The sequence below is a fragment of the Nocardioides sp. Arc9.136 genome (genome assembly GCF_030506255.1).
Taxonomy (GTDB): Bacteria; Actinomycetota; Actinomycetes; order Propionibacteriales; family Nocardioidaceae; genus Nocardioides.
In genome coordinates this window covers 2,100,216-2,122,502 of record NZ_CP113431.1, presented here as the reverse complement: position 1 = coordinate 2,122,502, position 22,287 = coordinate 2,100,216, and the positions used below count along the sequence as shown (strand labels likewise).

Here is a 22,287-nt window from a genome sequence, read left to right as displayed (position 1 = left end):
CCCCGGTTCAGAGGGACAGGCCGAGCGCGGCGTCGAGGACGCCGATCATCGCGATGCCGGCGTCCGCGTCGCTGGTGTCGGCGAGTCCACCGGTGCCGAGCGTCGCGCGGACCCAGCTGTCGACCGCCGCGACGGCGCGGGGCGCGTCGAGGTCGGCCGCCAGTGCCTCGAGCACCTCGGCGACGACCGGCGCGGCCGGCGCCCCGGCGCCCAGGGCCAGCGCCCGGCGCCAGTCGGCGAGGGTGTCGACGGCGTCCCACAGCTCCGCGTCGGTCCACTCCCAGTCGGCGCGGTAGTGGTGGCGCAGGAGCGCGAGCCGGATCGCCATGGGGTCGACGTCGCTGTTGCGGAGCGCGGAGACGAAGACCAGGTTGCCCCGGGACTTCGACATCTTCTCCCCGTCGTAGGCGACCATCCCGGCGTGCACGTAGGTCTGGGCGAACGGCGTGCCGGGGTCGACGACCTGCGCGTGGCCGGCGCACATCTCGTGGTGGGGGAAGACGAGGTCGCTGCCGCCGCCCTGCACGTCGAACGCGCCGCCGAGGTGCTCCAGCGCGATCGCGGTGCACTCGACGTGCCAACCCGGCCGGCCCGGGCCGAACTGGCTCGGCCAGGACGGCTCCCCCTCGCGCTCACCGCGCCACACGACGCAGTCGAGCGGGTCCTTCTTGCCCGGGCGGTCCACGTCGCCGCCGCGCTCGGGGTAGACCCGCAGCATCGTCTCGCGGTCCCAGCCGGACTCCTGCCCGAAGGCGGGGTCCGCGGTCACCGACATGTAGAGGTCGTCCTCGACGCGGTAGACCGCGCCCGCGGCCTGCAGCCGCTCGACGAGGTCGAGGACGAGCGGGATCGACTCGACGGCACCGATGTACTCGTCCGGGGCCAGCACGCGCAGCGCGGTCATGTCCTGGCGGAAGAGCTCGGTCTCCCGCTCGGCCAGCTCGGTCCAGTCCGTGCCCACCTTGGTGGCGCGCTCGAGCAGCGGGTCGTCGACGTCGGTGACGTTCTGGACGTAGCGGACCTCGTGGCCCGCGTTGCGCCAGGCGCGGTTGAGCAGGTCGAAGCCGACGTACGTCGCGGCGTGGCCCAGGTGCGTCGCGTCGTACGGCGTGATGCCGCAGACGTACATCCGGGCCGGGCCCTCGGGCGTGGTGGTCACGAGAGCACCGGTGGCGGTGTCGTGCACCGACACCTCGGGGCCCCTCACGGGCAGGGTGGGGACTTCCGGGGACGGCCAGGCACGCATGGCTCGCAGCCTAACGACACCCGGTCAGAACGGCGGCCACGGGATGGCCGGCATCTCCCCGTGCGGCGCGGGCATCACGCCGCGGGCGAGCAGGCGGGCGCACCGCCGGTCGAGCGCGTCGATCTCGAGGTCGGTCAGCAGCGTCGAGAGGGCCTCGCCGAGGGAGCCGGCGAGGGCGCCGCGGACCCGCTGGACCACCTCGACGTCCTCGTCGCGCAGCGGCTCGCCGAGCCACCCCCACAGGACGGTGCGCAGCTTGTGCTCGTGGTGGAACGTGATGCCGTGGTCCACGCCGTACCGGTGGCCGCTGGTCATCTCCAGCACGTGGCCGCCCTTGCGGTCGGCGTTGTTGACCACGACGTCGAAGACCGCCATCCGCCGCAGCGCGGTCGAGTCCTCGTGGACGAGGCTGACCGGGAGGTCCCGGCCGTCGACGCCGTCGAAGACGTGCAGGAAGCCGGGCGGCACCTCGCCGTGCGCCACGATCTCGACCGCCGCCTGCTCGGGGTCCGGCTCCTGCCAGCGCTGGACCATCCCCCGGCCGTGCGGCCCCTCGCGCAGCCAGGTCTGCGGCACGACGTCCCAGCCGGTCGCCTCGGAGACGAGGTACGCCGCCACCTCGCGGGAGGCCAGGTCGCCGTACGGGAAGTCCCACAGCGGGCGCTCGCCGGAGATCGGCTTGTAGACCACCTTCACGTCGCCGACCTCGCCGAGGAACGTCGCGTTGCTGGCCGGCATGATCCGCCCGTGGAGGACCAGCTCGTCGGACAGCAGGTCGACGGCGGGCGGCTCGGTGTGGCTCACGGGTCCCGGCGGCGGAACCCGTTGGCCCGGACGCACAGGTGACCGTCGGGGTCGATCGGCAGGCCGCAGAACGGGCAGGACGGCCGACCGGCCTCGAGGACCTGCTCGCTGCGCTTGACGAAGGCGCGGGCGGCACCGGCGGGGATCCGGACCAGCAGGACCTCGTCGGGCTCGGGCTCCTCGAACTCCTCGTCGACCTGCTCGGGGGAGACGACGGCCGTCTCGTCGATCGGGAAGACCTCGATGACGACGCGCTCGTCGTCGGGGTCCCACGACAGCGTCATCGTGCCGGCGCGGAACTCCTCCTCGATCGGCTGCTCGAGCGGGTCCGTGTCCTCCAGGTCGAGGGGTGCGACGGCCGGGACCGTCGCGGAGGTGCGCTCGCTGCTCATCACGTCGTCGAGCAGCTCGTCGACCCGCTCGGCGAGGGCGGCGACCTGCTGCTTCTCCAGCGCGACGCTGACCAGCTTGGCGCCGCTGCGGGCCTGGAGGAAGAAGGTGCGGGAACCGGGGGGACCGACGGTGCCGGTGACGAAGCGCTCCGGCGGGTCGAACCCGTGGACGAGTGGTGCCATGCCGTCCACCCTATGAGGCCGCAGAAGGACCCGCGCCGCCGCCGACCACCGCGTCGTCGGCGGCCGCGGTCGCGACGTCGGCCGCCCGCTTGCCCGAGCGCGGGCGGCGGGCCGGCTTCTGGGCGAGCCACGACAGGTCGCCGGCGTGGGTGTTCGTCGCCAGGACGTAGGGCCGCGAGGCGGTGTAGCGCACGATCGAGATCGACGCCGGGTCGATGTTGATCCGCTGGAAGAGGTCCAGGTGCATGCCGAGGGCGTCGGCCAGGACCGACTTGATGATGTCGCCGTGGCTCACCGCCACCCACACCGCGCCGGCGCCGTGGGCGGCCTCGACCGCGGCGTCGTGGCGGCGCACGGCGGCGACGGCGCGGGCCTGCATCGACGCGAGGGACTCACCCCCGGGGAACTCGGCCGCGGAGGGCTGGGACTGCACGGTCGACCAGAGCTTCTCCTTGGCCAGGTCCCGCAGCTGCCGGCCCTGCCACTCGCCGTAGTCGCACTCGGTGATGCCCTTCTCGGTCACCAGCGTCAACGGCGGCGCCTGGGCCTGCATGATCGCCTTGGCCGTCTGCCGGCACCGCTCGAGCGGGCTGCTGACGATGGCGTGCACCGGCAGGTCCTTCATCCGCTCGCCGGCGCGGGCGGCCTGCTGCTGGCCGGTCGCGTCGAGCTTCACCCCGGGCATCCGGCCGGCCAGCATCCCGCTGGCGTTGGCGGTCGTCCGACCGTGGCGGACGAGGATGACAGTGGCCATGGCGCCGAACAGTACTGGTCCGCCGCTCGCCGGCCCGCGGGCCGCCACGCGTTACGGTTCCGGCGTGATCGTCGACAGCGCGCTGTACCGCCACGGCTCGCGCGTCCCCGTCGACTGCGCGCCGCACGACTACGCGAAGCTGCGCGCCGAGGTCCGCTCCGAGGGCGACTTCGTGTGGCTGGGCCTGCACGAGCCCAGCCAGGAGCAGCTGGCCGACGTCGCCGCGGCGTTCGACCTGCACCCGCTCGCGGTGGAGGACGCCGTCAAGGCGCACCAGCGGCCCAAGCTGGAGCGGTACGACGACAGCCTCTTCCTCGTCCTCAAGACGCTCTGGTACGTCGACGTCGACGACGCCGTGGAGACCGGCGAGATCAACCTCTTCATCGGGCGCGACTTCGTCGTCAGCGTCCGACACGGCAGCGGCGCCGAGCTGGCGACCGCTCGGCACGACCTCGAGGCGCGGCAAGCGGTGCTCGACCACGGCCCGTCCGCGGTGGTGTACGCCGTGTGCGACACGGTCGTGGACGCCTACCGCGTCGTGGCCGAGGAGCTCCAGCAGGACGTCGATGAGGTCGAGGAGTCGGTCTTCTCCCCCACCCGCACCAACGACTCGGTCCGGATCTACACGCTCAAGCGGGAGATCGCCGAGGTGCGCCGCGCGGTGCAGCCGCTGCGCGAGCCGATGCGCCGCCTCGCCGCCGGTGAGGTCGAGGGCGTCGCACCGGAGGCGGGCCCGTTCTTCCGCGACGTCCTGGACCACCTCGGCCAGGTGGGCGAGGTCGTCGACGGCCTCGAGACCCTGCTGTCGTCGGCGTTCGACGCGCACCTGGCCCGGATCTCGGTGCAGCAGAACGACGACATGCGCAAGATCTCGGCCGGGGCCGCCCTCGTCGTCGTCCCGACCCTCATCGCCGGCATCTACGGGATGAACTTCGACCACATGCCCGAGCTGCACTGGACCTTCGGCTACGCCTTCGCACTCGCCCTCATGGTCGGCTCCTCGACCGTCCTGTGGATCTTCTTCAAGCGCTCCGGCTGGCTCTAGCCCCGGGAACGACGGCCTGCGGGCACTGTTCACGCAGCGGTTCCTGCCGCACACTCGGGTCATGGACGACCGTCGCAGCGCCAGCGCCAGCGCCACCACCGCCCGGTCCCGCGCGACGTGGGCCGCCTTCGGCGGGGCCTCGGCCCTCGTCCTGGGCGCCTGCCTCGCGCTGGCCCTCCAGCGCGACAACGCCGCCAGCGTCGCCGTGGTGCTGCTCGGCGGGCTCGTCGCCGTCGGCATCGCGGCCCTGTTCCTCGTCACGGCCACCCCGCGGCTGCCCGGCCAGTCCGGCCGCTGGCGGGTGCCGGAGGCCTCCCGGCGGCAGGTCGGCGGCGCCGGGGGCGCCGGGGGCGCCGTCGTCGGCGGTGGGTTCGCCGGCGGCAGCGACTGCGGCGGCGGTGGCGGTGGCGGGGACTGCGGCTAGACCGACGTCGACGTTGTCGCCGTCCTCGTCGCGACCGCCCGCGGCGGACACTTCATCGGCTGGCCGCTGGAACTCACGGTTGGCCGCTGAAGCTTCATCGGCCGAGCGACAGGTTCGTCGGCCGGCCGATGAAATCTGCGCGCCCGGTCAGACCCCGACGTCCGCCGGCCCGCGGCCTCAGGCGGCGAGCACGCCGGTGCCGACGAGCACCAGCACGAGCGCGCCCAGCCCGACGCGGTAGATCACGAACGGCGCGTAGGAGCGGGTCGAGACGTAGCGCAGCAGCCAGGCGATCGCGGCGTACCCGACGATGAACGAGACCACCGTCGCGGTGATCGTCGGACCCCAGCCGTAGGTGTTGTCGCCGTGCGGGATCTCCTTGAGCTCGAAGAGCCCGGCGCCGACGACGGCCGGGATGGCGAGCAGGAAGGCGTAGCGGGTGGCCGCCTCCCGGTCGTAGCCGAGGATCCGGCCCATCGACAGCGTCGCGCCGGAGCGGCTCACCCCGGGCACGAGGGCGCAGGCCTGCGCCAGCCCCATCAGCACGGCGTCGCGCAGCGTCATCTGCCTGATCGTCTTGTCCGAGGACCCCACGCGGTCCGCGACGCCGAGCACCAGGCCGAGCACGATCAGCGTGGTGCCGATGATCCACAGGCTCCGGAAGTCGGACTCGATCACGTCCTTGAGGGCCACGCCGAGCAGCACGATCGGCAACGAGCCGACGATGATGAACCAGCCCATCCGGGCGTCGAGCGTGCCGCGGTGCTCCGGCCGGACCAGGGACCGCAGCCACGCCGAGGCGATCCGCCAGATGTCGTGGCGGAAGTAGAGAAGGACCGCGAGCTCGGTGCCGATCTGGATCACCGCGGTGAACGCCGCGCCCGGGTCACCCCAGCCGAAGAGCTCGGGGAAGATCCGCAGGTGCGCGCTGCTCGAGATCGGTAGGAACTCGGTGAGTCCCTGGATCGTGCCCAGCACGACGGCCTGGAGGAAGTCCCACACGGGCGAGGATCCTACGGACACCGGTACCGCGAGCCGGGCACGCCGCCCGGGGCGTCGCCCACTACCTTGTCGGCATGCAGCACAGGTCTCTGGGTGCCACCGGCTTGAAGGTCTCGCGCCTGGGCCTGGGCACGATGACGTGGGGTCGCGACACCGACGAGCACGAGGCGCGCGACCAGCTGGTCGCGTTCGCCGAGGCGGGCGGCACGCTCCTCGACACCGCGGCCGGGTACGGCGGCGGCGCCTCGGAGGAGCTGATCGGCTCCCTCCTCGGTGACGTGGTCGCCCGCGAGGACGTCGTGCTGGCGACCAAGGCCGGCATCGGCTCGCGCCGCGGTGGGCGGGAGTACAACACCTCCCGCGGCCACCTGCTCACCACCCTCGACGCCTCGCTCGAGCGGCTCGGCGTCGACCACGTCGACCTGTGGCAGGTCCACCTCTGGTCCGACGAGACCCCGCTCGAGGAGACCCTTTCCGCCCTGGACATCGCGGTCACCTCGGGCCGGGTGTCCTACGTCGGGGTCTCGAACTACACCGGCTGGCAGACCGCCCAGGCCGCCACCTGGCAGCGCGCCGTCCCGGGGCGGGCGGTGCTGGCCTCGACCCAGGTCGAGTACTCCCTGCTCAACCGCGGCATCGAGCAGGAGGTCCTCCCCGCCTGCGAGGCGCTCGGCGTGGGCGTGCTGCCCTGGTCGCCGCTCGGCCGGGGCGTGCTGACCGGCAAGTACCGCTCCGGGACCCCCTCGGACTCCCGTGCGGCGTCCTCCCACTTCGCCGGCTTCGTCGGCACCTACCTCAACGAGCGCTCCGCCGGCATCGTCGAGGCCGTGGCCCGCGCCGCCGACGGCCTGGGCTGGACGCCGCTCGAGGTGGCGCTGGTCTGGGTGCGCGACCAGCCGGGCGTCACCTCGCCCATCGTCGGTGCCCGCACCGCGGCCCAGCTCCGGGGCGCCCTGGGCGTCGAGGAGCTCGTCCTGCCAGCCGAGATCGTCGACGCTCTCGACGACGTGTCCGGAGAATGAACGCATGTCCCGGGTCCACCGTCTGCCGCTGAACCGCGGGGTCGAGTGGGAGTTCGACAAGATCACGTTCTCCCGCGAGTTCCCCCGCAACGTCGTCACCAAGCTGCTGGTCGAGCGCGCCGAGCACGGCGGCTGGGAGCTCGACCGGGTCCGGATCACCCCCGACGGCACCCGCCGGGTGATCCTGCGCCGCAAGATCATCCGGGCGGTCCGCACCGCCTGAGGGCGCTCAGACGTCGTCGAGGAAGCGGTCGAAGACGCGCGCGCCGAACTCCAGCGCGTCGACCGGCACCCGCTCGTCGACGCCGTGGAAGAGCGCGGTGAAGTCGAGGTCCGCCGGCAGGCGCAGCGGCGCGAAGCCGTAGGAGCGCATCCCGAGCCTGCGGAAGTGCTTGGCGTCGGTGCCACCGCTCATCAGGTACGGCGCGACCACGGCGTCCTCGTCCTCGGCGAGGATCGAGCGGGTCATGGCGTCGACGAGGTGCCCCTCGTACGGCGTCTCCCAGGGCTGCTGGTGGGAGACGTGCTCGATCTCGACGCCCTCGCCGGTCAGCTCGGCCAGCGTCGCGAAGAACTCGTCCTCGAAGCCGGGGAGGAACCGGCCGTCGACGTACGCGGTGGCCTCGGTGGGGATGACGTTGACCTTGTAGCCGGCCGACAGCATCGTCGGGTTGGTCGTGTTGGTGATCACCGCGCCGAGCATGCGGGCCGCTCCCCCGAACTCCTCGATGAGGGCGGGAGCGTTCTCCGGCGTGGCCTCGGTACCGGCGAGGTCCGCGACCGTCGCCAGGAGCACCTCCATGGTCGGGGTCAGGCGCACGGGCCACTGGTGGGCGCCGATGCGCGCCACGGCGGCGCTGAGCCGCGTGACGGCGTTGTCGGTGTTGATCATCGAGCCGTGGCCGGCTCGGCCGCGGGCGGTCAGCTTCATCCAGGCCATGCCCTTCTCGGCGGCCTCGATGAGGTACACGCGCCGGCCGCGCACGGTCGCGGAGAACCCGCCGACCTCGCCGACCGCCTCCGTGACGCCCTCCAGCTCCTCGGCGTGCTCGTCGACGATCACCTGGGCGCCCTTGTGGCCGCCCGCCTCCTCGTCGGCGGTGAAGCACAGGACGATCGGGCGCTCGGGGACCCGGCCGGCCCGTTGCCGGGCGCGGACGACGGAGAGGAGCATCGCGTCGAAGTCCTTCATGTCGACCGCGCCGCGCCCCCAGACGTAGCCGTCCTGGACCTCGCCGGAGAACGGGTCCACCTGCCAGTCCTCGGCCGCGGCCGGCACGACGTCGAGGTGGCCGTGGAGCAGTAGCGCGTCGTCCCTGCCGCCGGCGCCCGCGCCGCCCCACCGCGCGATGACCGACGTACGGCCCGGCTCGGACTCGATCATGCGGGACTCGATGCCGACCTCGTCGAGCAGCGTCGCGACGTGCTCGGCCGCCCTCCGCTCCCCCGGGCCGTCCTGGTCGCCGTAGTTCGAGGTGTCGATCCGGATCAGGTCACGGCAGAGCTCGACCACCTCTGCGGCCGGGTCGTGGGCGGTCTGCGGAGCGTCGGAGCGGTCGTCGTTCGGCATGGCCTCAGCATGACACCGGTGCGCACACGCCCCGATTCCGTCGGTACGACATCTCTGTAGTACGGTTTCTCCGCACTCGTCCGGGTGGCGGAATTGGCAGACGCGCTAGCTTGAGGTGCTAGTGCCCGTATTAGGGCGTGGGGGTTCAAGTCCCCCCTCGGACACCGATCGAAGAGCCCCTGACCAGCGGAGACGCGGGTCAGGGGCTCTTCGCGTCCGGCGGGTCGACGAACTCGTCCGATGGACGGACCCGGGACGACTTTCGTCGGGCTGCTCCCCTCCCATCCGCCGATGCGCAGGGACCGGGACCCCGGGCAGGGTCGGGGCATGAGCTTCGCGACGCAGCTGGTCATCGGTCTCTGCCTGGTGGGAGCCGGCGCCGTGCTGGCGCTGGGCTACCCCGAGACCGAGGTCCTGTGGTTCCGGGGACGACCGCTCGGGACCGTCCTGGGGATCATCGGCCTCGTCGATGTCGGTGAGGCGTTCGTGCGCCGACGCCGCGACGCGGCCGAGTGGTGATCACTCCTCCGCGGTGCCGTGGCCGCCCAGCTGCTCGTCGAGGGCGGCGTGCAGCGCGTCGTACTCCTCGCTCGCGCCGCGGCGTCCCATCTCGCCGGAGTAGTCGGTGTTCGTGCTCCCGAGGACCTTGAAGTCGGCGTTGGCCGCCTTGAGCGCCCGGACGGCCGCGTCGGGGCTGATCTCGGCATCGCGAGCCCGGGTCATCGCACGCTCGCGACGCTCCAGCACGTCGGCCAGGCCGGCGGCGTACCGGGAGAACCAGTCGTTGTCCGACTCCCGCAGCTGCGCCAGGACCGGCCGGCAGTCCGTGACCGCCGCGGTGTGCTGGCGCAGCCACGCCTGGGCGACGGCGCGGATGCTGGAGGTGTCCGGGTCCTCCTCGAGCTCGAAGGCGTCCGTGCAGGCGCTGAAGGACTTCTTCATCAGCGGGAAGTCGAGGTAGAAGGCGTCGGTGAAGTCGCGATAGCCCCCGTGGGCCTCGACCAGCGCGTCGTACGCTGCGCGCACGTCCGGCTCGGCGAGCGCACGCTCCTCACCGATCGCCTCGAGGGTGTCGTCCCGTTCCCGCTGGGCGGTCTCGAGCTCCGTGCGCCGGTCGGCGAGCGACGGGTCGTCGGGTGCGGCCGACGGGTCCTTCTCCAGCACCTCGGTGACGGCGCGCTGGTAGGCACCGCCCGCCTCCTCGGCCGCGACGTAGGCCTCGCGGAGCGCCACGACCTGCTCGTGCGCCGCCTCGTGGTCCGCCTCGGTCGGCTGCGTCGTCGGCTCCGCGGTAGCACCGGTCGTGGACCCGCCCGTCGTCGTCGAACCTTCTCCGCCGCCACCCCCGCACGCGGTCAGCCCGACGCACAGGCACAGGGTCGAGGACACGGCGAGGCCGCGGAGGGCCTGGTGGAGCGGTGCACGCATGCTGCGACCGTTCCACCGGCCCGTCCGGCCCAAACCAGCCTCAGCCCGAGGAGGCGGGACCCTGCTTGGCCAGGTCCAGCCAGGTGTCGACCACGGTGTCGGGGTTGAGCGACATCGACTCGATGCCCTGGTCGAGCAACCACCGGGCGAGGTCGGGGTGGTCCGAGGGGCCCTGGCCGCAGATGCCGACGTACTTGCCCTGCGCCTTGCAGGCCTTGATCGCCAGCTCGAGCATGTGCAGCACCGCGGGGTCGCGCTCGTCGAAGCCGCCGGCCACCAGCGCGGAGTCGCGGTCCAGCCCCAGGGTCAGCTGGGTCATGTCGTTGGAGCCGATCGAGAACCCGTCGAAGTGCTCGAGGAACTGGTCGGCGATCACCGCGTTGGACGGCACCTCGCACATCATCACGACCTGCAGGTCGTTCTCCCCGCGCCGCAGGCCGTTGCGGCCGAGCAGCTCGATGACGCCCCGGGCCTCCGTGGTGGTCCGCACGAACGGGATCATCACCTTGACGTTCGTCAGGCCCATCTCGTCGCGCACGTACCGCAGCGCTTCGCACTCCATCGCGAAGCAGTCGGCGAAGTCCTCCGAGAGGTACCGCGACGCGCCGCGGTACCCGATCATCGGGTTCTCCTCCTCCGGCTCGTACAGCTCGCCGCCGACGAGATTGGCGTACTCGTTGGACTTGAAGTCGCTCATCCGCACGATCACCGGCTCCGGCGCGAACGCCGCGGCGATCATGGCGACGCCCTCGGCGACGCGCTGGACGAAGAACTCCCGCGGACCCGGGTACGCCGCGGTCAGCTCCTCGACCTCCTCGCGCAGGTCGGCCGGCAGCGAGCCCGGGTCGCCGGCCAGGTCGAGCAGCGCCTTGGGGTGGATGCCGATCTGGCGGTTGATGACGAACTCCAGCCGCGCCAGCCCCACCCCCGCGTGCGGCAGCCGGGAGAACGCGAACGCCTGCTCCGGGGTGCCGACGTTCATCATGATCTTGACCGGGACGTCGGGCATCGAGTCGAGCTCGGTGCGCTCGACGTCGAAGTCGAGCAGGCCCTCGTAGACCAGGCCGGTGTCGCCCTCGGCGCAGGAGACGGTCACCTCCCGCCCGTCGGCGAGGTCACGGGTGCCGCTGCCGGTGCCCACGACGGCAGGGATGCCCAGCTCACGGGCGATGATCGCGGCGTGGCAGGTGCGTCCGCCCCGGTTGGTGACGATGGCCGCCGCGCGCTTCATGATCGGCTCCCAGTCGGGGTCGGTCATGTCGGCGACCAGGACCTCGCCGGGGTTGAACTCGTGCATGTCGTCGATCGAGGTGAGCACGCGCACCGCGCCCGACCCGATCTTCTGGCCGATCGCCCGGCCCTCGACCAGGACGTCGGCCCCCTTGGTTACGGCCCGGTCGATCTTGAACCGCTCGAGGGCACCGGTGTGGCGCGACTGGACGGTCTCCGGGCGCGCCTGGAGGACGTAGAGCCGGCCGTCGAGCCCGTCCTTGCCCCACTCGATGTCCATCGGGCGCCCGTAGTGCTCCTCGATGGTCAGCGCGTGGCGGGCCAGCTCCTCGACCTCGTCGTCGGTCAGCGAGAGCAGCCGGCTCTCCTGCGGCGCGACGTCGACGAACTCGGTGGTCCGCCCGACCGTGGCGTCGTCGGTGTAGACCATCTTGGTGGCCTTCCCGCCGACGCCGCGCTTGAGCACCGCGGGCCGCCCGGCGCGGAGCGCCGGCTTGTAGACGTAGAACTCGTCGGGGTTCACCGCACCCTGGACGACACCCTCGCCGAGGCCGTACGCCGAGGTCACGAAGACCGCGTCGGTGAAGCCCGACTCGGTGTCCATCGTGAACATCACGCCGGACGACGCGAGGTCGGAGCGCACCATCCGCTGGACGCCGGCCGAGAGCCCGACGTCGGCGTGGGCGAAGCCGTGGTGCACGCGGTAGGCGATCGCGCGGTCGTTGTAGAGCGAGGCGAACACCTCGCGGATGGCGGTGAGCACAGCGTCGATCCCGCGGACGTTGAGGAACGTCTCCTGCTGGCCCGCGAACGACGCGTCGGGCAGGTCCTCGGCGGTCGCCGAGGACCGGACGGCGAACGACGGCTCCTCGCCCTCGGCGCCGGCCGACTGCTCGGCGAGCCGCTCGTAGGCGCTCCGGATGTCGGCCTCGAGGTCCTCGGGGAACGGCTGGCCGACGACCGCGTCGCGGATCTCGCGGCCGACCTCGGACAGGCGGCGCACGTCGTCGGTGTCCAGGCCGTCGAGCAGCCCGTTGATCCGCGCGGCCAGCCCGGTGTCACCGATGAAGCGGTGGAACGCCTGGGCGGTGGTCGCGAACCCGTCGGGCACGCGCACCCCCAGGTCGGCGAGCTGGGAGACCATCTCGCCGAGGGAGGCGTTCTTGCCGCCCACCTCCTCGAGGTCGGCGAGCCCGAGCTCGGAGAACCACCGGACGTTCTGGCTGGTCATGGACGTGTCCCTTTCGTGCTGGCGTCGTGCTGTCGACGCGCCCGCTTGCGTGCGCTGGACTTGAGGGTCTGGAGGATGAGCGCCGAGATCTCCTCGACGGACTTGGCGGAGGAGTCGATGACCGGGATCCGGTGGGCTCCGAAGAGCGCGTCGGCCCGACGCAGCTCCCAACGGCACTGGTCGGGCGAGGCGTACCGCGAACCCGGCCGACGCTCGTTGCGGACCCGGCTGAGCCGGTCGACGGTCGTGGTGAGGCCGAAGCAGCGCTCCAGGTAGGGCCTGACGACGTCGGGGAGCTCGTCGGCGTCCAGGTCCTCGTCGACGAGCGGGTAGTTGGCGACGAACAACCCGTGCTGCAGGGCGAGGTACATGCTGGTCGGCGTCTTGCCGCAGCGTGAGGGCGCCAGCAGGATCACGTCGGACTTCTCCAGCGCCCGCAGGCTCTGGCCGTCGTCGTGCTCGATGGTGAACTCGATGGCCGCCATCCGGGCGTTGTAGCGCTTGATGTCTCCGACGCCGTGCAGCCGGGCCGCCTCGCGCATGCCGGGCCGTCCCAGCACCGACTCCACCTTCGCCATGTGCATCCCGAAGAAGTCGAGGAGCGGCGCCTTCGTGCGCGACAGCTCGGCGCGCACCTCGTCGTTCGCGGCGGTGGTGAAGACGAGCGGCGTGACGCCGCCGTCGACGACCTCGTCGAGCATGCCGACCACCCGGCGGGCGTCCTCGACGGAGTGGATGAAGGGGATGAGCGTCCGCTCGAAGTGGAGGTCGGGGAACTGGATGAGCAGGGCGTTGCCCATCGTCTCCGCGCTGATCCCGGTGGAGTCGGACAGGAAGAAGACCGGTACGACGTCGTGCTCGCTGCTCGCGTTCATCTCCGGCCTCCGTCCGAGTGCCTGAACCGTAGTGGGTCCCGTACCCATCGGCGGATGGACCCGACGCGCCTGGACAGCCGCCCGCCGGGTCGTCGGCCGGGACGCCGCGCGCCCGGGGCAGGACGGGATGCATGACCTCCGTCACCGCGGGGAACATGGTCGATGGCGGGCGGGGCCTCCCCCCAGTGCTCCGGCCGTCCGCGGGCCGCGACCTCCGGGTCGCGGCTCGTGCTGCGTCAGCGGCCGCTCAGGCGTAGGCCAGCTCGGCGGTGACCCGCGTGCCGTTGGACCGCTCGAAGCCCCACCGGTCGCACACGTGGTCCACGATCGCGAGCCCGCGTCCGCTCAGGGCGTGGTCGTTGAGCTGCACCGCCTTCAGCTCGTCGACGCTCCCGCCGTCCACCACGCTGAGCCAGAGGCACTCGGGCCGCAGGCACCAGGAGACGGCGATCATGCGGTCGGCGTTCGGGCTGCCGTGGACGAGGCCGTTGGTCAGCAGCTCGCTGACCACCAGGCCGGCGTCGTCGACGACGCTCTCGCGCACGCCGGTCCGGCGCAGGTCCTCGGCGAGCAGGTGCCGCGCCCGCCGGACGCTGCTCGGGTGGTACGGGAGATGCACCGTCACGCAGGTGTCCTGGTCGTGCTGGCGCCCCATGTCGCTCGCTCCTCGCGCTGCCGGCTGGGTGGTCCCCCGCCCCGTAGCCCTCCGAGCACGACCCGAAACGGGGTCTGCCCGATCCCGGCGGACGACGTGATCACCGTCGCGCGGGCTGCCTCGGCCCTGGCCCGGTTTCACCGGCCGGGCCGCAGGACACCGGACGACCGACCAGGAAGCATCCAGGAGAGGGAAGTCCGTGAGCGAGCAGTCCATGTCCGGCAAGACCATCGCGTTCCTCGTCTCGACCGAGGGGATCGAGCAGGCCGAGCTGACCGGCCCGTGGCAGGCGGTGCAGGAGGCCGGCGGCACGCCCGTGCTGATCAGCACCGAGTCCGGCGAGGTCCAGGCGTTCGACCACCTCGACAAGGCCGACACGTTCCCCGTCGACCAGGTCGTCGACGACGTGAGCATCGACGACTACGACGGGCTGGTGCTCCCCGGCGGCGCCCCGAACGGTGACCTGCTCCGCACGTTCGAGGGTGCGGTGGCCTTTGTCCGGCAGTTCGTGGAGGCCGGCAAGCCGACGGCGGTCATCTGCCACGCACCCTGGGTGCTGGTCGAGGCCGACGTCGTCAAGGGCCGCCAGCTCACCTCCTGGCCGAGCCTCCAGACCGACATCCGCAACGCCGGCGGCACCTGGGTCGACCAGGAGGTCGTCGTGGACGGCAACCTCGTCACCAGCCGCCAGCCCGACGACATCCCGGCGTTCAACCGCGAGTTCCTCGCGCTGGTCTCCGCCGGAGCGTGACCGCACGACGGCGGGGTGCCGCACCGCACGAGCAGCGCGAGGCGAGCCCTAGGGTCGAGCCCGTGAGCACCCCGCCGTTCCGCGTCGGCTTCGTCACCGGAGCCACCCCCGACAAGTGGGCCCGGCACTGGCGCGACCGGCGCCGCCGCGAGCCGCTCGAGCTGGTGCCGGTCACCGAGGAGGACCAGGAGCGCGTGCTGCGCGAGGGCGAGGTCGACATGTGCCTCGTCCGGCTCCCGGTCGAGCGCGACGGCCTCCACCTGGTCCGGCTGTACGACGAGCTGCCGGTCGCCGTCGTCGGCGACGAGCACCTGCTCACCCTCGCCGACGACGTGACGCTCGCCGACCTGGCCGAGGAGCAGCTGGTCCTCCCCCACCGGTCCGGCTGGCGCCCCGACGTACCGCAGCTGGACTGGCCGCCGATGTCGGTCAAGGACGCGATCGAGGTCGTCGCCAGCGGCACCGGGGTCGTGATCGTCCCCATGTCGATCGCCCGGCTCCACAACCGCAGAGACGTCGAGCACCGGGTGGTCACCGACCTGGAGCCGACGACGGTGGGCCTGGCCTGGCTGGTGGACCGCGACGACGAGCAGTGCCAGGCGTTCGTCGGGATCGTGCGCGGACGGTCGGTGCGCAGCACCCGAGGGTGACCCCTCGGAGACGTGAACAGTCTCACCCCGAAGTGTGGGGACGACGCGTCACGGGTAACCGAACCCCTTGTGACTGATCAGCACCACGCCCCCCGTCCACCCGACCAGAGGTCCACGGCCCGCCGGGTCGCCGACGCCGTCTCCCAGCCGCCGGTCGACGTGGTCCACCCCGCGCTCGACGCGGTGCCCGAGGAGCAGCGCATCGAGCGCGGCCTGGACCGCGCGGTCTTCGGCGTCAGCGCGGCGATCGCCGTGGCGTTCCTCGTCTGGGGGTTCGTCAGCACCGACTCGCTGGCGTCGGCCTCCGGCAGCGCCCTGGACTGGGTCCTGGAGTCGACCGGCTGGCTCTTCGTGCTCACCGCCAGCGGCTTCGTCGTGTTCGTGCTGTGGCTCGCGCTGAGCAAGTTCGGACGGATCCCCCTCGGGCGCGACGACGAGGACCCCGAGTTCAGCACGGTCTCGTGGGTGGCGATGATGTTCAGCGCCGGGATGGGCATCGGGCTGATGTTCTACGGCGTGAGCGAGCCGATCACGTTCTTCACCGAGCCCCCGCCGGGCACCGGTGAGGCCGGCAACCCGCGGGCCGCGGAGACCGCGCTGGCCACCACCCTCTTCCACTGGTCGCTGCACCCCTGGGCGATCTACGCCGTCGTCGGCCTCACCATCGCGTACGGCGTGTACCGCAAGGGCCGCGCCCAGCTCATCTCCGCCGCCTTCGAGCCGCTCCTCGGCCGGCACGCCGCCGGCTGGGGCGGCAAGGTCATCGACATGTTCGCGATCTTCGCGACGCTCTTCGGCTCCGCCGCCTCCCTCGGCCTCGGCGCCCTGCAGATCGGCAGCGGCCTGCAGATCGTCGCCGGCGTCGGCGAGGTCGGCAACGGCCTCCTCGTCGGGATCATCGCGGTGCTGACGGCGGCCTTCGTGCTCTCGGCCGTCTCGGGCGTCGCCCGCGGCATCCAGTACCTGTCGAACATCAACATGGTGCTGGCGGTGCTGCTGGCCCTCTTCGTCTTCGTCGTGGGCCCGACCATCTTCATCCTCAACCTCCTGCCCACCGCGCTCGGCACCTACATCGGCGACCTCCCGTCGATGGCCGCGCGGACCGGCGCCGAGGGCCAGGAGACCGCCGACTGGCTGGCCAGCTGGACGATCTTCTACTGGGCCTGGTGGCTCTCCTGGACGCCGTTCGTCGGCATGTTCATCGCCCGGATCTCGCGTGGGCGGACGATCCGCCAGTTCGTGACCGGCGTGCTGCTCGTCCCCAGCGTCATCAGCCTGGTCTGGTTCGCGATCTTCGGCGGCACCGCCATCGACCTGCAGCGCGACGGCACCGACATCGCCGGCGCCGGCGGGCTGGAGTCCCAGCTCTTCACGACCCTCGAGGCGTTCCCGTGGGCCACGGTCACCGGCGTGCTCGTCATGGTCCTGGTCGGCATCTTCTTCGTCTCCGGCGCGGACGCGGCCTCCATCGTCATGGGCACCCTGTCCGAGCGCGGCACGACCGAGCCGCGGCGTCCCACCGTCATCTTCTGGGGCGTGGCCACCGGGGCCGTCGCCGCGGTGATGCTGCTGGTCGGCGGGTCCGAGGCGCTCTCGGGCCTGCAGACCATCACGATCGTCGCCGCGCTGCCGTTCGTCGTCGTGATGATCGGCCTGGCCGTGTCGCTGGTGAAGGACCTCCGCCAGGACCCGCTCATCGTGCGCCGTCAGTACGCCGTGGACGCCGTCGAGCAGGCCGTCGTCGCCGGTGTCACCGAGCACGGCGACGACTTCGCGCTCTCGGTCGAGCCCGGCTCGGCCGACGACGCACCCGCCAGCGGCAGCAGCCGCTGAGCCCGGCTCACCAGGAGGTGGCGAGCGGTCGCCCCTCCTGGTAGCCGGCCGCGGACTGGACCCCGACGACCGCGCGCTCGTGCAGCTCGGCGAGGTCGCGCGCCCCGGCGTACGTGCAGGCCGAGCGGACGCCGGAGCAGATCTGGTCGATCAGGTCCTCCACGCCCGGGCGGACCGGGTCGAGGTACATCCGCGAGGACGAGATGCCCTCCTCGTAGAGCCCCTTGCGGGCCCGGTCGTACGCCGACTCCGACGACGTGCGGTTGGCGACGGCGCGCGCGGAGGCCATCCCGAAGGAGACCTTGTAGGCGCGGCCCGAGGGGTCCTCGACCAGGTCCCCGGGCGACTCGTGGGTGCCGGCGAACCACGAGCCGATCATGACGCTCGATGCCCCGGCGGCCAGCGCGAGGGCGACGTCGCGCGGGTGCCGCACTCCCCCGTCGGCCCACACGTGCGCGCCGAGGTCGCGCGCGGCGTCGGCGCACTCCAGGACGGCGGAGAGCTGGGGGCGCCCGACACCGGTCATCATCCGCGTCGTGCACATCGCGCCCGGGCCGACGCCGACCTTCACGACGTCGGCGCCGGCCTCGACCAGCGCACGCGTGCCGTCCGCGTCGACGACGTTGCCGGCCACCACCGGGACCGCCGGGTCGAGCGCCCGCACGGCGCGCAGCGCGTCGAGCATCCGGTCCTGGTGGCCGTGGGCGGTGTCGACGACGAGGCAGTCCACACCCGCCTCGAGCAGCCGTCGGGCCTTGTCGGCGACGTCGCCGTTGACGCCGACGGCAGCCGCGATCCGCAGGCCGCCCCGGTCGTCGACCGCCGGGGTGTAGAGCGTGGCGCGCAGGGCGCCGGTGCGGGTCAGCACGCCGACCAGGGCACCGTCGGCGTCCACCGCGACGGCGAGCGGCTCCCGCGCCTTGTCCAGCGCGTCGAACGCCGACCGCGGGTCGGTGTCGGCCGGGATGGTGACGAATGCCTGGTTCATCACGTGCTGGACCTGGGCGAACCGGTCGACGTCCGCACAGTCGGCCTCGGACACCACACCCACCGGGCGGCCACCGTCGACGACGACGGCCGCCTTGTGCGCGCGCTTCGGGATGAGCGAGAGCGCCTCCGCGACGGTCTGGTGGCGCGAGAGCTCGATGGGGGTGTCGAAGACGAGGTGCCGGCTCTTCACCCAGCGCACGACGTCGGTGACGACCGGGATCGGGATGTCCTGCGGGATGACGACGAGGCCGCCGCGCCGGGCGACGGTCTCCGCCATCCGCTTGCCGGCGATCGCGGTCATGTTGGCGACGACGAGCGGCAGCGTGGCGCCGGTCCCGTCGCTCGTCGACAGGTCGACGTCGTACCGGCTGGCGACCGCGGAGTGCCGCGGGACCATGAAGACGTCGTCGTAGGTCAGGTCGTGCGCGGGGCGCGCGTCGTTGAGGAACTGCACGTGGGACGAGTCTACGTGCAGCCGGTTCCTAAGGTGTCTGTCGTGACCTATCTCGAGCCCGGCCGTCCCGACCAGATCGCCGCCGACCTGCGCGGCGCCTTCCAGCAGCGGTACGGCGCCGCCGCGGCCGCCGTCGGCCGCGCGCCGGGACGCGTCAACCTGATCGGCGAGCACACCGACTACAACCGCGGCCTCGTCCTCCCGCTGGCGCTCCCCCACGCGACGTACGCCGCCGCCGCGCCCCGCACCGACGGCCGGGTGCGCGTGGCCAGCCTCCAGGACGACTCGGTCTGGGAGGGGACGCTCGACGAGGCCGGACCGGGTGGGCCGCGCGGCTGGGCGACGTACGCCGCGGGCGTGCTGTGGGCGCTGCGCGAGGCGGGCGTCGACCTCCCCGGCGCCGACCTGTTGGTCGACGGGCGGGTGCCGCTGGGCGCCGGGCTGTCCAGCTCGGCGGCGCTGGAGTGCTCCGTGGCCGTCGCCGTGCTGGCGCTGGCCGGTCGGGACCTGGACGCGGGGGCCCGGCGGCTCGTCGTGGACGCCTGCATCCGCGCCGAGACCGAGGTCGCCGGGGCGCCCACCGGTGGCATGGACCAGACCGTGGCCGTGCTCGCCGAGGAGGGCGCCGCGCTGCTGGTCGACTTCGACACCGACGAGAGCCGACCGGTCCACCTGGACCTGGCCGGTCTCACCCTGCTCGTGACCGACACCCGGGTCTCCCACGAGCTCATCGACGGCGGGTACGCCGCCCGGCGGGCCGACTGCGAGGCGGCCGCGGCCGAGCTCGGCGTGCCCTCGCTGCGCCAGGCGGACCTGGAGTCCGTCGAGCGCATCGGCGACGAGCGGGTGCGGCGCCGGGCGCGGCACATCGTCACCGAGACCGACCGCGTGCAGCCGGTCGCCGACGCCCTCGCCGCCGGTGACCGGGACACGGTGGAGCGGCTCTTCGCGCTGTCGCACGCCTCGATGCGCGACGACTTCGAGATCTCCTGCGACGAGCTCGACGCGGCCGTCGCCGTCGCCGTCGAGGCCGGCGCCGTCGGCGCCCGGATGACCGGTGGCGGCTTCGGCGGCTCCTCGGTGGCGATCGTGCCCGACGAGCGGGTCGAGGCCGTGATGCGAGCCATCGACACCGAGTTCGCCCTGCGCGGCTTCGCCACGCCGGCGCACCTGCGTGCCGAGCCGTCCGCGGGGGCCGGCCTGGTCTGAGCGCCGGCCGCCCCCGCGGTCACCGGCTCAGGTCGAGGAGACCCCGATCCGTCCCTCGCGGAAGGCCGCGACGAACAGCGCGTGGTCCGCCCGCACCCGGTCTGCGTAGGCGGTCCCGGTGTCGGCCAGCCAGGTGACGAGCTCCTCGCGCCTGCCCTCGACCGAGGCGGCCAGGGCCTCCTCGACCTGGAAGTCGACGAGGTCCTGCTCGCTGTCCTCGTCCGAGGCGCAGTGGATCTTCGCGGTGGCCCGGCCCAGGAGCCCGACGACCTCGGCGATGTCCTCGGGCTCGGTCAGGCCGCTCCAGTCGAGGTCGACCTCGTAGGGGGACACCTCGGAGACGACGTACCCGGTCCCGTCGAGCTCGGTCCACCCCAGCAGCGGGTCGGTGTGCACCTGGAGCGCCCGCTGGCTCACGACCGTGCGGTGGCCCTCGTGCTCGAAGTAGCCGTCGACGGCGCCGGTGTCGACGAACCGGCTGACCGCCGGGACGTTGGCCTGCTTCATCGACAGCACCACGTCGTTGTCGAGGGCCTGGCTGTGGCCCTCGACGAGCAGGTTGTACGCCGGCAGGCCGGCCGAGCCGATCCCGAACCCGGACTTCCCCACGACGTCGCGCAGGTCGTAGAAGAGCGACCGGGGCGAGCGCTTGTCCTCGGGGATCGTCGCCAGGTACTGCTGGTAGGCCGCCTCGACCTCGGCCCGCTCGTCGTCGGGGAGCCGGCGGACGCTGCCGTCCTCGCGGAAGACCCGGACGCCGTCGACGCGGACCGTGCTGGCGTCGAGCAGGTCGGCCCTGCGCCGCTGCCGGGCCTGGACGAGCGCGGCGTGGATCGGGCCCTCGGTGTTGTCCAGGTGCAGGGCGAACTCCGAGGCGTCGTCCCCGGACCGGCGGTAGTCATCGACCTGGTCGAGGTAGCCGGCGACGTAGGTGCCGATCAGCTCGCGGACGTCGGGCTCGGGCAGTGCCTTCTGCCAGCCGACCAGCGCCAGGGACGCCGCGAACCGGAGGAGGTCCCAGGTCCACCGCCCCAGGTAGGCCTCGTCGAAGTCGTTGACGTCGAAGACCAGCCGGCCGTCGTCGTTGAGGTAGGTGCCGAAGTTCTCCACGTGCAGGTCGCCGTGGACCCAGATCCGGCCGGAGCGCTCGTCGACCCAGTCGTCGTCGACGGCGCCGCCGTCGGGGCCGGAGGCGGTGAGGTCGGCGTAGAACAGGCAGGCGCTGCCCCGGTAGAACGCGTGCGGGTCGCGAGCCATCGTCCGGTACTTCCCGCGGAACGCCACCGGGTCGGCCTCCATCAGCGGCGCGAAGGCGTCCGCGAGGCTCTCGACGATCAACGCCGTGCGCTCCTCGTCACCCCGGCCGGGGCCGGGGCCGGTGCCGTCGTTGCTGCCGTCGGGGGTGCCGTCGCTGGTCCGGGGGGTCTCCATGCCGCTCATCGTGCACCCGACGGCGGACGCAGCCCGTGCTCGGCCAGCTCCAGGCGCGCCAGGCGGTCGATCACCTCGGTGTCGCCGCGGCGCCAGGCGCCCACCGGGTCGTCGGTGACGCGTCCCAGCACGTGCAGCGGCTGGTGGGCCATCGCGCGCAGCGCGAACAGCTCGAGGTCGGCCGGCCCGTCGACGTACTGCTGCGCGGCCGAGGCCTCGCGCACGAACCGGATCCGTCCTGGGAGGTAGCGGCTGCCGACCACCAGGATCGGGATGACCGCGATCGAGACGCCCAACCAGAACGCCAGCCGCTCGACGGCCCGGACGGTGGCCTCTCCGGCGTCGGCGAGCGCGGTCGAGGCGTCCGAGGCCTGCTCGAACGGCGAGGCGATGCCGTCGCCCACCAGCGGGACGTCCTCGAGGTAGCTGCCCGCGTCGCTCATCGAGTCCGACAGGCTGGTCGCCGACGCGGCCGTGCGCTCACCGGGGCCGGCGAGCTCCATCGTGCCGTCGTGGACGGTGTTGCCCACCCAGATCCACAGCACCACCCAGCCGACCAGCAGCGCGTCGAGGGTCAGCTGCAGGGCGAAGCGGGGCGTCGAGTCCGCGTAGAGCTTCATGGTCGTGCCGGTGACCGCGGTCGAGCACGCGTACTCAGCCCCACCCGGGTGCCCGCACCGATCCGGCACTGCCGCAGGCCGACCAGGCTGGAGCCATGAGCACTCCGAACTCCGTCAGGAACACCACCGCCTTCTACGCCCAGGCCGGCATCTCCTTCGCCGTCGCGCTCGCCGCGATGCTGTTCGCCGTCCTCTACGTGCCCGTCGACCCGTGGGTGCGCGCCTTCTTCGCCGTCACCACGCTGTACCTGACCACGTCGGCCTTCACCCTGGCCAAGGTCATCCGGGACGCCCAGGAGAACCAGCAGGTCGCCGCCCGCCTCGACCAGGCCCGCGTCGACAAGATCCTCGCCGACCACGACCCGTTCCGCGTCGCCTCCTGACGCACCGCATGGCGGACATCACGCCGCCCGCAGGTTGGTCCCCGGATACTGAGGGTACGGGAACAGGAACGGCGCCCTCGTGCGCCTGCTCGACCTGTCGCACAC

Annotated in this window: 23 protein-coding genes and 1 tRNA gene; 11 read left to right on the top strand and 13 right to left on the bottom strand. The window is 72.6% G+C overall.

Annotated features, from left to right (window positions below):
• Positions 1-7 precede the first annotated feature (7 nt).
• Genes mshC through OSR43_RS10345 form a run of 4 tightly spaced genes read right to left on the bottom strand, consistent with a single transcriptional unit; the run spans position 8 to position 3,379 of the window.
• The gene (mshC, locus tag OSR43_RS10360) at positions 8-1,246 is read right to left on the bottom strand and encodes a cysteine--1-D-myo-inosityl 2-amino-2-deoxy-alpha-D-glucopyranoside ligase (RefSeq protein ID WP_302271397.1); all 1,239 of its coding nucleotides are present in this window, start codon (positions 1,244-1,246) and stop codon (positions 8-10) included.
• 24 nt (positions 1,247-1,270) lie between these two features.
• A complete protein-coding gene (locus OSR43_RS10355) occupies positions 1,271-2,050 on the bottom strand; it encodes an SCO1664 family protein (protein ID WP_302271394.1) in 780 nt (259 codons plus the stop codon).
• Complete coding sequence (locus tag OSR43_RS10350; protein ID WP_302271392.1) at positions 2,047-2,625, bottom strand: DUF3090 domain-containing protein; 579 nt, start codon at positions 2,623-2,625, stop codon at positions 2,047-2,049. The genes OSR43_RS10355 and OSR43_RS10350 overlap by 4 nt, the downstream gene beginning before the upstream one ends.
• 10 nt (positions 2,626-2,635) lie before the next feature.
• The gene (locus tag OSR43_RS10345; RefSeq protein ID WP_302271389.1) at positions 2,636-3,379 is read right to left on the bottom strand and encodes a histidine phosphatase family protein; all 744 of its coding nucleotides are present in this window, start codon (positions 3,377-3,379) and stop codon (positions 2,636-2,638) included.
• 64 nt (positions 3,380-3,443) lie between these two features.
• Here OSR43_RS10345 and corA point away from each other — a divergent pair, with 64 nt between their 5' ends.
• Positions 3,444-4,424: a magnesium/cobalt transporter CorA gene (gene corA, locus OSR43_RS10340; RefSeq protein ID WP_302271387.1), complete on the top strand. Its 981-nt coding sequence runs from the start codon at positions 3,444-3,446 to the stop codon at positions 4,422-4,424.
• A 61-nt stretch (positions 4,425-4,485) separates the two neighbouring features.
• Positions 4,486-4,848, top strand: coding sequence for a hypothetical protein (locus OSR43_RS10335; protein WP_302271385.1), 363 nt, complete (start codon positions 4,486-4,488; stop codon positions 4,846-4,848).
• 177 nt (positions 4,849-5,025) lie between these two features.
• On the opposite strand, the gene OSR43_RS10330 is transcribed toward OSR43_RS10335, so the two are convergent.
• Complete coding sequence (locus tag OSR43_RS10330; RefSeq protein ID WP_302271382.1) at positions 5,026-5,850, bottom strand: undecaprenyl-diphosphate phosphatase; 825 nt, start codon at positions 5,848-5,850, stop codon at positions 5,026-5,028.
• A gap of 74 nt (positions 5,851-5,924) precedes the next feature.
• Here OSR43_RS10330 and OSR43_RS10325 point away from each other — a divergent pair, with 74 nt between their 5' ends.
• Positions 5,925-6,872, top strand: coding sequence for an aldo/keto reductase (locus tag OSR43_RS10325; RefSeq protein ID WP_302271381.1), 948 nt, complete (start codon positions 5,925-5,927; stop codon positions 6,870-6,872).
• A gap of 4 nt (positions 6,873-6,876) precedes the next feature.
• A complete protein-coding gene (locus OSR43_RS10320) occupies positions 6,877-7,095 on the top strand; it encodes a DUF5703 family protein (RefSeq protein ID WP_302271379.1) in 219 nt (72 codons plus the stop codon).
• 6 nt (positions 7,096-7,101) lie between these two features.
• Here the strand turns inward: OSR43_RS10320 and OSR43_RS10315 are convergent, their stop codons facing one another.
• Positions 7,102-8,442 (bottom strand): M20/M25/M40 family metallo-hydrolase, encoded by a 1,341-nt coding sequence (locus tag OSR43_RS10315; protein WP_302271377.1) that lies wholly within the window; start codon positions 8,440-8,442, stop codon positions 7,102-7,104.
• 78 nt (positions 8,443-8,520) lie between these two features.
• On the opposite strand from OSR43_RS10315, the gene OSR43_RS10310 reads away from it, so the two are divergent.
• A tRNA-Leu gene (locus OSR43_RS10310) sits at positions 8,521-8,606 on the top strand.
• Between the two features lie 163 nt (positions 8,607-8,769).
• The gene (locus OSR43_RS10305) at positions 8,770-8,961 is read left to right on the top strand and encodes a hypothetical protein (RefSeq protein WP_302271375.1); all 192 of its coding nucleotides are present in this window, start codon (positions 8,770-8,772) and stop codon (positions 8,959-8,961) included.
• On the opposite strand, the gene OSR43_RS10300 is transcribed toward OSR43_RS10305, so the two are convergent.
• From OSR43_RS10300 to OSR43_RS10285, 4 genes are all read right to left on the bottom strand, one after another.
• Positions 8,962-9,870: a hypothetical protein gene (locus OSR43_RS10300; protein ID WP_302271373.1), complete on the bottom strand. Its 909-nt coding sequence runs from the start codon at positions 9,868-9,870 to the stop codon at positions 8,962-8,964. It abuts the gene before it with no gap.
• A gap of 40 nt (positions 9,871-9,910) precedes the next feature.
• Positions 9,911-12,331: a phosphoenolpyruvate synthase gene (gene ppsA / locus OSR43_RS10295; RefSeq protein WP_302271371.1), complete on the bottom strand. Its 2,421-nt coding sequence runs from the start codon at positions 12,329-12,331 to the stop codon at positions 9,911-9,913.
• Positions 12,328-13,206 (bottom strand): pyruvate, water dikinase regulatory protein, encoded by an 879-nt coding sequence (locus tag OSR43_RS10290; protein WP_302271370.1) that lies wholly within the window; start codon positions 13,204-13,206, stop codon positions 12,328-12,330. Before OSR43_RS10290 ends, ppsA begins: the two co-directional genes overlap by 4 nt.
• A 247-nt stretch (positions 13,207-13,453) precedes the next feature.
• Positions 13,454-13,861, bottom strand: coding sequence for an ATP-binding protein (locus OSR43_RS10285; protein ID WP_302271369.1), 408 nt, complete (start codon positions 13,859-13,861; stop codon positions 13,454-13,456).
• A gap of 199 nt (positions 13,862-14,060) precedes the next feature.
• Here OSR43_RS10285 and OSR43_RS10280 point away from each other — a divergent pair, with 199 nt between their 5' ends.
• From OSR43_RS10280 to OSR43_RS10270, 3 genes are all read left to right on the top strand, one after another.
• The gene (locus tag OSR43_RS10280) at positions 14,061-14,612 is read left to right on the top strand and encodes a type 1 glutamine amidotransferase domain-containing protein (RefSeq protein WP_302271368.1); all 552 of its coding nucleotides are present in this window, start codon (positions 14,061-14,063) and stop codon (positions 14,610-14,612) included.
• Between the two features lie 62 nt (positions 14,613-14,674).
• Positions 14,675-15,262, top strand: a complete 588-nt coding sequence (locus tag OSR43_RS10275) for a LysR substrate-binding domain-containing protein (RefSeq protein ID WP_302271367.1) — start codon at positions 14,675-14,677, stop codon at positions 15,260-15,262.
• 69 nt (positions 15,263-15,331) lie between these two features.
• Positions 15,332-17,095, top strand: a complete 1,764-nt coding sequence (locus OSR43_RS10270) for a BCCT family transporter (RefSeq protein ID WP_367891523.1) — start codon at positions 15,332-15,334, stop codon at positions 17,093-17,095.
• A gap of 7 nt (positions 17,096-17,102) precedes the next feature.
• Here OSR43_RS10270 and OSR43_RS10265 read toward each other — a convergent pair whose 3' ends face one another.
• Complete coding sequence (locus OSR43_RS10265) at positions 17,103-18,539, bottom strand: GuaB1 family IMP dehydrogenase-related protein (protein ID WP_302271366.1); 1,437 nt, start codon at positions 18,537-18,539, stop codon at positions 17,103-17,105.
• Positions 18,540-18,581: 42 nt separating this feature from the next.
• On the opposite strand from OSR43_RS10265, the gene galK reads away from it, so the two are divergent.
• Positions 18,582-19,748: a galactokinase gene (gene galK / locus OSR43_RS10260; RefSeq protein WP_302271365.1), complete on the top strand. Its 1,167-nt coding sequence runs from the start codon at positions 18,582-18,584 to the stop codon at positions 19,746-19,748.
• Positions 19,749-19,775: 27 nt separating this feature from the next.
• Here the strand turns inward: galK and OSR43_RS10255 are convergent, their stop codons facing one another.
• On the bottom strand, positions 19,776-21,179 hold the full coding sequence (locus OSR43_RS10255; RefSeq protein WP_302271363.1) for a DUF2252 domain-containing protein: 1,404 nt from the start codon (positions 21,177-21,179) through the stop codon (positions 19,776-19,778).
• A gap of 5 nt (positions 21,180-21,184) precedes the next feature.
• Positions 21,185-21,799 (bottom strand): hypothetical protein, encoded by a 615-nt coding sequence (locus OSR43_RS10250; RefSeq protein ID WP_302271361.1) that lies wholly within the window; start codon positions 21,797-21,799, stop codon positions 21,185-21,187.
• A 95-nt stretch (positions 21,800-21,894) separates the two neighbouring features.
• On the opposite strand from OSR43_RS10250, the gene OSR43_RS10245 reads away from it, so the two are divergent.
• A complete protein-coding gene (locus tag OSR43_RS10245; RefSeq protein ID WP_302271359.1) occupies positions 21,895-22,182 on the top strand; it encodes a YiaA/YiaB family inner membrane protein in 288 nt (95 codons plus the stop codon).
• The last annotated feature ends 105 nt before the right edge of the window (positions 22,183-22,287 follow it).

Excerpts from the sequence above, each read along its gene's own strand:
- mshC (WP_302271397.1), bottom strand. The coding sequence starts at position 1,246 with ATGCGTGCCTGGCCGTCCCCGGAAGTCCCCACCCTGCCCGTGAGGGGC.
- OSR43_RS10350 (WP_302271392.1), bottom strand. The coding sequence starts at position 2,625 with ATGGCACCACTCGTCCACGGGTTCGACCCGCCGGAGCGCTTCGTCACC.
- OSR43_RS10345 (WP_302271389.1), bottom strand. The coding sequence starts at position 3,379 with ATGGCCACTGTCATCCTCGTCCGCCACGGTCGGACGACCGCCAACGCC.
- OSR43_RS10335 (WP_302271385.1), top strand. The coding sequence starts at position 4,486 with ATGGACGACCGTCGCAGCGCCAGCGCCAGCGCCACCACCGCCCGGTCC.
- OSR43_RS10325 (WP_302271381.1), top strand. The coding sequence starts at position 5,925 with ATGCAGCACAGGTCTCTGGGTGCCACCGGCTTGAAGGTCTCGCGCCTG.
- OSR43_RS10320 (WP_302271379.1), top strand. The coding sequence starts at position 6,877 with ATGTCCCGGGTCCACCGTCTGCCGCTGAACCGCGGGGTCGAGTGGGAG.
- OSR43_RS10315 (WP_302271377.1), bottom strand. The coding sequence starts at position 8,442 with ATGCCGAACGACGACCGCTCCGACGCTCCGCAGACCGCCCACGACCCG.
- OSR43_RS10305 (WP_302271375.1), top strand. The coding sequence starts at position 8,770 with ATGAGCTTCGCGACGCAGCTGGTCATCGGTCTCTGCCTGGTGGGAGCC.
- OSR43_RS10300 (WP_302271373.1), bottom strand. The coding sequence starts at position 9,870 with ATGCGTGCACCGCTCCACCAGGCCCTCCGCGGCCTCGCCGTGTCCTCG.
- ppsA (WP_302271371.1), bottom strand. The coding sequence starts at position 12,331 with ATGACCAGCCAGAACGTCCGGTGGTTCTCCGAGCTCGGGCTCGCCGAC.
- OSR43_RS10290 (WP_302271370.1), bottom strand. The coding sequence starts at position 13,206 with ATGAACGCGAGCAGCGAGCACGACGTCGTACCGGTCTTCTTCCTGTCC.
- OSR43_RS10285 (WP_302271369.1), bottom strand. The coding sequence starts at position 13,861 with ATGGGGCGCCAGCACGACCAGGACACCTGCGTGACGGTGCATCTCCCG.
- OSR43_RS10255 (WP_302271363.1), bottom strand. The coding sequence starts at position 21,179 with ATGGAGACCCCCCGGACCAGCGACGGCACCCCCGACGGCAGCAACGAC.
- OSR43_RS10250 (WP_302271361.1), bottom strand. The coding sequence starts at position 21,799 with ATGAAGCTCTACGCGGACTCGACGCCCCGCTTCGCCCTGCAGCTGACC.
- OSR43_RS10245 (WP_302271359.1), top strand. The coding sequence starts at position 21,895 with ATGAGCACTCCGAACTCCGTCAGGAACACCACCGCCTTCTACGCCCAG.